This window comes from Exiguobacterium sp., assembly GCF_020832205.1.
GTDB lineage: Bacteria > Bacillota > Bacilli > Exiguobacteriales > Exiguobacteriaceae > Exiguobacterium.
In genome coordinates this window covers 58,187-69,311 of sequence record NZ_JAFIFD010000046.1, presented here as the reverse complement: position 1 = coordinate 69,311, position 11,125 = coordinate 58,187, and the positions used below count along the sequence as shown (strand labels likewise).

Annotated in this window: 12 protein-coding genes; 11 read left to right on the top strand and 1 reads right to left on the bottom strand. The window is 54.6% G+C overall.

Annotated features, from left to right (window positions below):
- The 11 genes from JJU47_RS12540 to JJU47_RS12490 form a co-directional block, all read left to right on the top strand.
- Positions 1–1,051, top strand: a 1,051-nt coding sequence (locus JJU47_RS12540; protein WP_228620005.1) for an isomerizing glutamine--fructose-6-phosphate transaminase, incomplete at its 5' end; no start/stop codon positions are given.
- A gap of 210 nt (positions 1,052–1,261) precedes the next feature.
- Positions 1,262–1,849: a YdhK family protein gene (locus JJU47_RS12535; protein ID WP_228620002.1), complete on the top strand. Its 588-nt coding sequence runs from the start codon at positions 1,262–1,264 to the stop codon at positions 1,847–1,849.
- 107 nt (positions 1,850–1,956) lie between these two features.
- Complete coding sequence (locus tag JJU47_RS12530; RefSeq protein WP_228620000.1) at positions 1,957–2,436, top strand: DUF2975 domain-containing protein; 480 nt, start codon at positions 1,957–1,959, stop codon at positions 2,434–2,436.
- Positions 2,437–2,445: 9 nt separating this feature from the next.
- Positions 2,446–2,664, top strand: a complete 219-nt coding sequence (locus JJU47_RS12525) for a helix-turn-helix domain-containing protein (RefSeq protein ID WP_228619997.1) — start codon at positions 2,446–2,448, stop codon at positions 2,662–2,664.
- 119 nt (positions 2,665–2,783) lie between these two features.
- Complete coding sequence (locus tag JJU47_RS12520) at positions 2,784–3,719, top strand: NAD(P)/FAD-dependent oxidoreductase (protein ID WP_228619995.1); 936 nt, start codon at positions 2,784–2,786, stop codon at positions 3,717–3,719.
- A 73-nt stretch (positions 3,720–3,792) separates the two neighbouring features.
- The gene (locus tag JJU47_RS12515) at positions 3,793–4,266 is read left to right on the top strand and encodes a YfbM family protein (RefSeq protein WP_228619992.1); all 474 of its coding nucleotides are present in this window, start codon (positions 3,793–3,795) and stop codon (positions 4,264–4,266) included.
- Positions 4,254–4,757, top strand: coding sequence for a GNAT family N-acetyltransferase (locus JJU47_RS12510; protein ID WP_228619990.1), 504 nt, complete (start codon positions 4,254–4,256; stop codon positions 4,755–4,757). The genes JJU47_RS12515 and JJU47_RS12510 overlap by 13 nt, the downstream gene beginning before the upstream one ends.
- Positions 4,758–4,843: 86 nt before the next feature.
- Positions 4,844–5,287 (top strand): MarR family winged helix-turn-helix transcriptional regulator, encoded by a 444-nt coding sequence (locus JJU47_RS12505; protein ID WP_228619987.1) that lies wholly within the window; start codon positions 4,844–4,846, stop codon positions 5,285–5,287.
- A 3-nt stretch (positions 5,288–5,290) separates the two neighbouring features.
- The gene (locus JJU47_RS12500; RefSeq protein WP_228619985.1) at positions 5,291–7,945 is read left to right on the top strand and encodes an MMPL family transporter; all 2,655 of its coding nucleotides are present in this window, start codon (positions 5,291–5,293) and stop codon (positions 7,943–7,945) included.
- A gap of 101 nt (positions 7,946–8,046) precedes the next feature.
- Positions 8,047–8,331, top strand: a complete 285-nt coding sequence (locus JJU47_RS12495; protein WP_228619982.1) for a putative quinol monooxygenase — start codon at positions 8,047–8,049, stop codon at positions 8,329–8,331.
- Positions 8,332–8,345: 14 nt separating this feature from the next.
- Positions 8,346–9,230: a VOC family protein gene (locus JJU47_RS12490; protein ID WP_228619979.1), complete on the top strand. Its 885-nt coding sequence runs from the start codon at positions 8,346–8,348 to the stop codon at positions 9,228–9,230.
- Between the two features lie 16 nt (positions 9,231–9,246).
- Here JJU47_RS12490 and JJU47_RS12485 read toward each other — a convergent pair whose 3' ends face one another.
- Positions 9,247–11,064, bottom strand: a complete 1,818-nt coding sequence (locus JJU47_RS12485; protein ID WP_228619976.1) for an LTA synthase family protein — start codon at positions 11,062–11,064, stop codon at positions 9,247–9,249.
- Positions 11,065–11,125 lie beyond the last annotated feature (61 nt).

Below are 11,125 nucleotides of genomic sequence, written 5' to 3'. Positions count from 1 at the left end.
CATGTTGAAGGAGATGGACGAGCAACCGGCCGTCATCCGTAACATCATCCAGCACTACCAAAACGACGCGGGCGATATCGAGCTCACAGAAGGCGTGCGCTCGCTCGTCTCGGAAGCGGACCGCATCTATATCGTCGCTTGCGGTACGAGTTACCACGCTGGTCTCGTCGGCAAACAGTTGATCGAGCGCGTCGCGGGTGTACCGACTGAAGTACACGTCGCGTCAGAGTTCGGCTACAACATGCCACTTCTCACGGAGAAACCGTTGTTCCTCTTCATCTCACAATCTGGTGAGACAGCGGACAGCCGCGCCGTCCTCGTCGAAGTGAAGAAGCGCGGTTACAAGGCGCTCACACTTACGAACGTTGCCGGTTCGACACTCTCGCGTGAGGCGAACGAGACGATGCTTCTCCACGCTGGCCCGGAGATCGCGGTCGCGTCGACGAAAGCGTACACGGCTCAAATCGCCGTGCTCGCCATCCTTGCGTACGACATCGCTCGTGCGAACGGGAAGAAAGTGCCGTTTGATCTCATGACAGAACTCGCGCGTATCGCGACGATCATGGACTCAGTCATGGCTCAAAAAGAAATCTTTGAGCAGTTGGCTGACAAGTTCTTGAAAGAGTCACGCAACGCCTTCTTCCTCGGTCGCGGCATGGATTCATACGTCGGTCTCGAAGGAGCGCTCAAGCTCAAAGAGATCTCGTATATCCAAGCGGAAGGCTACCCAGGCGGGGAGCTCAAGCACGGACCGATCGCCTTGATTGAAGACGGGACACCGGTCATCACGCTCGTCTCGCAACCGAACACGCACCTCAACATCCGTGGAAACGTCAAGGAAGTTGTCGCTCGTGGGGCTGTTGCCTGCACGATTTCGATGGAAGGTATGGAACACGAGAGCGATTCATTCGTCTTGCCACGTGTTGAACCACTCCTCACACCGCTCGTGACGGTATTGCCACTTCAACTCATCTCGTATTACGCGGCACTTGCGCGTGATTGCGATGTCGACAAGCCACGTAACTTGGCGAAGTCGGTTACGGTAGAATAAATGCGAAGCCAAGATCTTTTCAGGATCTTGGCTTTTTTCTTGTGACTCGGTGTTCTATTTTTAAGAAAGATTAAGCACCATTGATCAGAAGGCCGTCCTCGATTTGCTCGGAGACGGTCTTTTCGGTTCTCAGACGAATTCCACATGTCTTGTTCGCGCGTGATCAGGGTACAGTACACAAGAGAAGGTACAAATGAGGGGAGCGATTCGATGAAACAAAAGAAATGGGCGACGACACTGGGTGCCATGTTGTTGGCGACATCACTCGCAGCATGCGGGGATACGAATGATACGACAGAAGAAGACCAGGCGATTGACGTGACGGAAGAACAAATCGCCGAGCAAGAAGACGAACATGGCGCGATGGACCACTCAGGATCGGGTGAAGTGCCGGCCGGGTTAGAGGAAGCGACAGATCCGACGTATCCGATTGATTCGACGGCCGTGTTGACGGCGGACCATATGCTCGAGATGGAAGGCGCAGAAGCGAAAATTGTCGGCGCCTATGAGACGACGGCTTACGCAGTGACGTATACGCCGACGGACGGCGGGGAACCGGTCGAGGATCATAAATGGGTGATCCATGAAGAAATCGACACATCCGAACCGGCACCGCTCGCGGATGGGACCGAGGTGACGCTTCAGGCCGACCACATGGACGGGATGGATGGCGCGACGGCGACAATCGAGTCGAGCGAAGAGACGACCGTCTATATGGTCAACTTCATGTTGCAAGACGGTTCAGAAGTGACGAATCACAAATGGGTGACGGAAAGTGAATTACAGCCGAAAGAATGACCTTCTATATGAAGGTCTTTTTTTTATGACATACAATAAAATTTTATTGATTATCAATAAAACAATTCGTATGATGAAGACAGAAAATGAAGTGAGGTGTCGACAAGATGAAGCGAGAGACATGGTTTTTGAAATTGGCTGTCATCGTCCTAGCACTTCCAGTCATGGCGGGTTGCTTATTCGCGTTGCCGCACATATGGCGGGAAGCGAATGCGAGTGGGGGCTGGATTCAAGCTTCGATCCAGCCAATCGTGTTTGGCATGTATGCAGCGGCCATCCCGTTCTTCTATGCCTTATATCAGACGTTCAAGCTGCTCGGATACATTGATCGAAACGAGGCGTTTTCACTCGAGACGGTCCGCGCGCTCCGTCACATCAAGTATAGTGCCGTCACGATCACCATCGTCTACGTGGTAACGTTACCGTTCTTCTACTGGTTCGCCGAGCGGGACGACGCGCCGGGGTTCATCCTGATCGGCCTCGCTTTTGTGTTTGCCTCGTTCGTCGTCGCTATGTTTGCCGAGTTGTTACAAAAACTGTTGAAGCGAGCCATCGTGATGAAACAAGAAAACGATTTGACGGTGTGAGGTGAGACGATGGCGATTATCGTGAATGTGGATGTGATGTTGGCGAAGCGAAAGATGAGTTTGACCGAACTATCGGAGAAAGTGGGCGTGACGATGGCGAACTTATCGATTTTAAAGACCGGGAAAGCGAAAGCGATTCGCTTCTCGACGCTCGAAGCGATCTGTCAGGCGCTCGACTGTCAACCGGGCGACATTTTAGAGTACAGGGAAGAAACGGAAGCAGAGTGAACGCGCTGCTTTGGACGATTGACTCAAACAACTCGCCTGCGAGGGAGCGAAAACACACCCGGCTCCGACGGGATAGATGTGAGCGTGATACAATCTTCCTGACAGAAGGGGGAATGAACATGAACATCGGAATCATCGGTGCCGGGCTGAGTGGGATAATCGCGGCGCGTGAACTCGTGCGCCACGGACATACGGTCGAACTGATTGAGAAGAGCCAAAGCGTCGGGGGACGGCTGGCGACACGACGAATCGGTGACGGGAAAGCCGATCACGGCGCCGTCTATTTCACCGTACGAGGGGAAGCGCTCAACCGAGAGGTCAACGACTGGGTCGAACGGGGATGGGTCCGCATCTGGTATGCCGATCCGTATCCGCGTTATATTGCGGTCGATGGAATGAACGCGCTCGCCAAACGATTGGGCGACGGCTTGACCGTCCATTTGCACGAGCGGGCCGAGGCGGTGGCGGTGGGAAATGGGAAGGTCGTCATCAAGACAGACGTGACGACGCGTCAGTATGATCGTCTCCTCATCACGTCCCCGCTCCCACAGACGCTTGAGCTGCTCGCTGACTTTTCGGTCGAGGCGGCGTTACGTGAGCTGACGTACGCTCCGACGTTCGTCGGGTTGTTCGAGTTCACGAGTGAGGCAGCGATTGGTTCAGACGGGATTCTCGACACAGAGTTGGCGCCGGGTTTATTGAAAGTCATCAACAACCGTCAAAAAGGCATCACCGCGACAGAGCTTGTCAGCGTCTATATGGATGAAGCATGGAGTGAGGCGTGGTATGGACGCCCGGACGAAGAGACGCTTCAAGAGATTGAGCGGCTGCTGGCGACGGTGACCGGGACAGCGTCGATTCAGTCGAAGCAGTTGAAGCGGTGGCGTTATGCCCAGGCGACCGACGTCTGGAACGAGCCGTTCTATCATCTGGACGGTCACCCGATTTACTTGGCGGGGGACGTCTTCCTTGAACGAGGAGATGCCTCAGGCCGGACCCGGTTCGAAAGCGCGTACGTCTCTGGTCTCCGCGTCGCCGAAGCGATGCGATCGTAAAACCTTCTTCGGAAGGTTTTTTTCGTAGACGCGCCGAATAGTCAGACATACGAATTGGAGAGGGGAATCATGGATGGGGATGGTTGGCGCGTACATACGGGTATCGGAGGACGAGTTGGCGGGAGTGCTTCACAATCCGGATCAAGTCGAGGAACTATTGGACGATGAGGAGCGACAGACGGATATCGACAAGGCGTGGCATGGCCTCTACTTTTTGCTGACCGGGGAGACAGACTTGAACGAGATTGACCGCCACTCGCTCGGAAAAGCCGTGTTCGGAGGGGACGTGATTGACGAGGAGACGGGGATGGCGTATTTGACGGCTGCTGAAGTGTCTGATTTGGCGGAGCGGCTCCACTTTATCGAACTGAGCGCTCTTGAAGCGCGCTATGACGCGACCGCGATGAACGAGCAGGAGCTGTATCCGTTTGAACGGGATTGGGGACCAGAAGAAAAACTGTATTTGCTCGAACAGTTCGACGAGCTAAAACGTGCCTTTAAACAGGCGGCACGACATGACGAGGCGCTGATCACATGGATCGGTTGAGCGTGAAGGTGTTGCGCCGTGAGGACGAAGCGGCGCTCTATGCGTTCGAATGTGCGAACCGCGCTTATTTCGAGCGTTACGTCCCGAGCCGAGGAGACGCATATTATGAACCGGAATCGTTCCGTCAGGCGTTGCAACGCCTCTTGACCGAACAAGCGAACGGAGCTGGCTACTACTATTTGATTTGGCATGATGACACGATTGTCGGCCGTCTCAACGTTCATCATATCGATGACGAGACCGGGGAAGTCGGTTATCGAATCGGAGCCGATTATGGAGGGCGCGGGTATGCCACGGCCGCCCTGCAACAATTGCTTACGTTTGAGTTTCTTAAACTCAATCGATTGATCGCCGAGACGACGTCAGACAATGTCGCGTCCCAACACGTTTTGCTGCGTGCCGGATTTACTCGCGAGGACGAGGTGCGGCAAATGGAATGGGAAGGACAAGTACTGACATTCTATACATTCTCGTATCAAAACGACCGATGAAGAGCCTGCTTCGTCGGTCGTTTTATTTGACCTCATCTAGTTTAGGGCATAAACTATTTTTATCTAGTTTAGGGGGTAAACGAAAAATGAAAGATTTGATGCGGGAAGCCGTCCAGCTGTTCGAAGAAGTCATGTTCCAAGGGGCAGAGCATGTTATCGAGGCGATGGAAGGTGACGTGTGGCGCGATTATTCACGTGAGCAGCTCCAACTTTTAAAGCTACTCGAACAATTCGGACCGATTCAGGCCGGTCAGTTGGCCCAAAAACAGGGCGTCCATAAAAGCGCGGTGTCGAACCGCTTAAAGAAACTCGTCGAGAAGGGCCTCGTCGTCAGCCGGCGCGGGCAAGACCAGCGCGAACGGTTGATCGAGCTGACAGAAGCAGGCCAGCGCGTCGTCGAAGAAGCAGACACGGCCGTCTATCACTATGTCGAGTCGCTGCTCGATGGGAAAATCGACGAGACAGAAATCGAACAGTTCGTCCGGACGTTCCGGAAAATCAAACAGCTGCTTCGAATTGGGGAGGAATAACACGTGCACAAAATTATTCAATGGCGCTGGGGCATCTTGATCGGCCTCATCGTTTTGACCGCCGCCTTGTTTGTGGCGGCACCAAATTTGACTGAACAGGCAGAACAAGCGGGAAGTTTCCAATTATCGGAAGACATGGACTCGCAACGCGCGCAAGACATTTTGAACGCAGCGGGCAAGAGCGATAAGACAATCTCGCTCGTCTATGAGTTTGAATCAATTGGTGAAGCCGAGCTGGCCGATATTGCCCGGGTAATCGCCGAGATGGAACAAAACGATACGGTCGTCAAAGACGTGCTCGACCCGTTCGCGAGTGCGGAGACGGAAGCACAGCTCGTCTCGGATGACGAACGGATCGTCCTCGTTCCGATCACGGTCGAAGGGTCGATGGAAGACATTAACGCCTTCGCGGACGACGTGCGGGAAAACGTATTGCCGCAGGACGTGACGGTATATATCACGGGAGAAGAAATCATCAACAACGATGTGAACTTGAGTGCGCAAGAAGGACTGAAGAAGACCGAGATCATTACAGTCGTCTTGATTTTCAGCTTGCTGCTCCTCGTCTTCCGTTCCATTGTGACGCCGTTCATCCCGCTCATTGCGGTCGGGTTCACTTATCTGCTTAGCCAATCGTTCGTCGCGTTTTTCGTCGATTGGTTCGGCTTCCCCGTCTCGAACTACACGCAAATCTTCCTCGTGGCTATCTTGTTTGGGATCGGGACGGATTATTGCATCTTACTCCTCAGCCGCTACAAAGAAGAACTCAGCGCCGGGCATGCGATTGAAGATGCTATCGTCAACACGTATAAAACGGCTGGACGGACGGTCCTCATTAGCGGACTTGCCGTGTTTGTCGGCTTCGCCTCGATCGGTTTTGCCGATTTTCCAATCTTCAAATCGGCCGTTGCCGTCGCGGTCGGGATTGCCGTCTTGCTTTTAATCTTGTTCACGGTCGTCCCGTTCTTCATGGCGACGCTCAAACATCGCTTGTTCTGGCCGTCGAAGCGAGCGGGTGAACACCATGACAGCAAGTTGTGGGCCATGTTCAGCCGGTTGTCGGTCAATCGGCCGTTCGTGTCAATTCTCGTCGTCGCGCTCATCACCGTCCCGGTGTTGTTCACGTATGATGATGCCCGGTCGTTCAACACGGTCGATGAGATCGGCGACGATTATGATTCGGTCCGCGGTCTCAATTTGATCTCAGAAGGATTCGGGAAAGGCGAGTCACTTCCGGTCCAAGTCATCTTAAAACGCGATGCGGAACTGACCGAGTCGGACATCGCGTACATCGAGAAGTTCGCGAGTGAGCTGGAAAAAGTCGATGGCGTGAGCGGGGTCCGTTCGATCACGCGTCCGACCGGTGACGTCATCGAAGACTTTTATGTCGATACACAGCTTGAACAAGTCAGTTCGGGACTCGCCGAGGCGGAGATGGGTCTCGGTGACGTGCAAGATGGACTCACTCAAGTGGAAGCCGGTCTGCAAGCGGTCGTCGGTCAATTGCCGGCGGGCACGGCGAACGCCGGGGCACCGCTCGCGGAAGCGGCGACTGGTCTTGGTCAACTGAACGCACAGCTTAGCTTGATCGGACAAGGTCTTTCAGCGACGCAAAACGTCCCGGCGACAGTGGTGCAACTTCAACAAGTGTCCGGTGGTCTCAGCCAAATCGAGGCGGGCATCAATGAAGCGGCCACGGCGTTGACGGCACAAGGTGCGCAAGTCGGGGAGCTTGGGACGGGCCTCGGTCAACTCGCGACAGGAGTCGGCGAAGCGAACGCCGGACTCGCCCAAATCGAAACCGGTCTTGGCGACGCGGTGGCGTTCCTCTCTGCGCTCAGTGAAGCGGACGGCTTGCGCGACACAGGCGTCTATTTACCGGATGGGACGCTCACGTCAGACGAGTTCGCTCCAGCCGTCGAGCGTTACGTGTTCGACGCGGGAACGGCGACTCAGCTTGAAGTCATCCTCGAGATGGATCCGTATTCGCCGGAAGCGATTGAAGCGGTCGAGACGGTGAAAGAGACGATGGACCGCATCGTTACGGATACACCGTTTGAGGCGGCCGCGATCGGCTATGCCGGCATCTCGAGCATCAACAGTGACTTGAATACGACTTCAACGAACGACTTCAATCGGACGGTCGCCATCATGCTCGTGACGTTGTTCGTCGTCATGACGGCTCTGTTCCGCTCCATGATCATGCCGCTCTATATGATCGCGTCGCTTTTACTCACGTATTACACGTCAGCGGCCATCACGGAGCTTATCTTCGTCGAAGGACTCGGCTACGACGGCATCAGTTGGGCCGTACCGTTCTTCGGATTCGTCATGTTGACCGCGCTCGGCATCGATTACTCGATTTTCTTATTGGACCGGTTCCGGGAAGAGTCGATTAACGGCATGACGGTGCGCGACGCCCTCGTCCACTCGATGACGAAGATGGGGACGGTCATCATGACGGCGGCCGTCATCCTCGCCGGTACGTTTGGGGCGATGATCCCGTCAGGCGTGCTCAGTCTCGTCCAAATCGCGACGATCGTCATCACCGGACTGTTGCTGTACGGATTGATCGTGCTCCCGCTACTCATCCCGGCGATCACCGTCTCGTTCGGTGACGGGGTATGGTGGCCGTTCAAACCGAAAAAGAACAAGTAAGTGACGGCGGACGTCTCGTGAAGAGGCGTCCGCTTTTTTGGGATAGATCGTTTTCGTTTAGGGAACAGATGAACGAACAGACATTTAAGGAGGAATCGTGTATGGAAATTACAATCACGGCCGTCTTAACGGCCCATCCTGGTAAAGAAGACGACTTGCGTCAAGCACTCGACAAGGTCATCCCGCCGTCACGACAAGAGGATGGATGTCTCGCTTACGTGTTGCACGAGTCGATTGACGCGCCGGGAACGTTCGTATTCTATGAGAAGTATCGCGATGAGGCGGCGCTCGATCACCACATCAACTCACCGCATTATCAAGCGTATCGGCAAGCTGCTCAGACGCTGCTTGCCGGCCGTGACGTGTACCGTCTGCGAGAAGTCTGAAAGGAGAAAACGCTATGATCACGCAACCGATCATCCCGTGCATTTGGTTCGAACAGGACGTCGAAGCAATCGCGGAGTGGTATGTGTCGGTCTTTCCCGACTCATTTATCGACTATACGACGACACTGACCGATACGCCGTCTGGTGAGACGACGATCGTCACGTTGTCGCTTTCCGGTCAATTCTTTCAACTGCTCGGCTCCGGTAAGATGAAGGACCGTAACCCATCGATTTCCTACATGGTGACGCTCCCGACGGCAGAAGAGGTCGAGACGCTTTGGCATAAGCTCGCAGAAGGGGCGGACGTGCTCATGCCGCTCGACACGTACGACTTCAGCGAGCGTTACGGTTGGCTCAAAGACAAGCACGGTGTGTCGTGGCAAATCATGCATAGCGGCGGGATGGACATCCAGACCGTGACCCCCTGTTTCCTGTTCGTCGGTGACGTGTTCGGTCAGGCCGAGGCGGCGATGAATGACTGGGTATCCATCTTCCCGGATTCATACGTGCTCGAAGACCATCTGATTCGTTACGAAGCGGCGGATGGCCCAGAAGTGGAAGGGAAGCTCAATTATGCCCGCTTCGTCTTGTCCGGTCGCGAGTTCGTCGCCATGGACAGCGCGGAAAATCATCAATTCGCGTTCAACGAGATGCAGTCGCTCATCGGCTTCTGTGAGACGCAAGATGAGATTGACGACTATTGGAAGAAGTTATCGGCCGTGCCGGAAGCGGAGCAGTGTGGCTGGCTCAAGGACCGATACGGCGTCTCGTGGCAAATCGTGCCGTGGGAGATGGAAGAGATGATGATGACCGGCACGCCAGAGCAGTTGGCCCGCGTGACACAAGCGTTCTTGCCGATGAAGAAGATTGATATGGCGACGCTACGAAACGTCTACTAAAAACAAGCCGTCCCGATTAGTTCGGGGCGGCTTGTGCATCGAGTTGTTTAAATTCTGATAGGGCATTTTTTTCGACGATGGTGTCGGATAGCCGTAACTGGTCGGCCGCTTCATCGATATAAGGCGCGCAGGCGTCAAGCGGGAGCGAGTCTCCTGAATCGATTGCATAACACGTGCCGGCCCCGAACGGTTTCGTCAAATCCGGATCGAAGTAGACGTCGCCGTAACGGAATGAGCCGTTTCGGAACACGGTCAAGTTGGGCTCATCGTCGAAGAGTGAACTTCCGAGCATATAGCCAGGCGCCATCCCGAGCAGCTCGAGGATGGTCGGGGCGAAGTCGAGTTGACCGCCGCTCGCTTGAATCACCTCGCCGTGCGTTAGCCCGGCCGGTTTGATATAGAGCGGCACTCCGCGGTCGAGGGAAAAGGCGTCGGTGACGGACGTCGCGCCTTCTTTCTCAGCCATCTCGTCGCCGGGTGCGGTCAATCCGTTGTCATGGTCGCCGTAAAACACGACGAGCGTGTCGTCCCACATGCCGTTCGCCTTCAACGCGTCGATCATCAGCCCGACGGCCGTATCGACATAATGGACGGTGTGGTAATAGTTTTGGAGGAGCGGGTCGTCATAGCCGGACAAGTCGAGCCGTTTCTCACGGTCCGGTATGTCGTAAGGCGTATGGCTCGTCAAGGCGACGACGAACGAATAAAAGGGCGGTTCGAGCGTCTCCATGAAACGGACGGACTCCGTCAAAAAGTCTTGGTCGTTGAGCGCCATGCCGATCACTTCACCGTCCGGGTAATCCTCTGCGGAGAAGAAGTGATTGAAGCCGATGTTGTCGTAGAAGTTATCTCGATTCCAAAACGTTTGATCAAATGCATGCATCGCCGCCGTATCATAACCGGCCGCTTTCAACCGTTCGGGCAAGGCGTCGAACGTGTGGTCGGCGTACTGGGTATAGACGGACCCCGATTTGACCGGGTAGAGCGACGTGTTGACGGTGAACTCTGCATCCGACGTCCGCCCTTCATGTGTTTGGTGATAGATGTTCGGGAAATAAAGCATCTCGTCGCGGAGTGCGTTCAAGTTCGGTGTCACGTCTTGACCGTTGATGACTTGGCCAATCACGGACGTCTGGAACGACTCGAGCTGGACGACGATGACGTTCGTATCGGACGAGACGCTCACGGCCGTCTGGGATAAGGCGAAGACGTTGGACTGGTCGACGTCAGTCAACGACTTTCCGAGTCCAGCCACGTCACGTATGCCGCGCGCAACATCTAGACCGTGATAGCCCCAAAACCCGAACTTGTAGTACTCACGCATGTTCGAGATGGCGGCACGGTCGTCCGTTGGATAATTGACAATGAGCGGGACGCTATACAGCATGAGTCCGGCTAAAAAACCAAGGCCGGCCGTGCGTCGCCCTCTCGTCTCCCGAAGCGGGTGCCGATTTTGATACATCATAATTGCTCCAAAAACGAGTAAATCGGCGAAAAAGAGGAAATCGGTCGCCTGAATCAATGTCAAGAACCCGCCGCCGACGTCGCCCATCTGTCCGGCATCCGACAAGAGAGCGACCGACAAAACGTTTCCGAAATAGCGATAATACCAAGCGTCCGAGATAAGCAGAGTACTATGTAAAAAGAGCGAGGTGAAGAGAATCCATCTTCGAACGTTCGGTCGAACGAGTAACGCCCAGCTCGTCATCATGAGAATCATACCGACGTTGACGAGGAAGAAGTGGAATGTGAACGCACTCGTCGTCAGTACGCTGAACAAATAGAGCTTGAGGAGCGAGAGAAACAAATAAGTCCAATAATCGAGATATTTCATGAGGTGCCTCCAAGAAAACCAAGTTGTTTGAATGTTCCTGTTTTCATGTGGCCGAAAACAT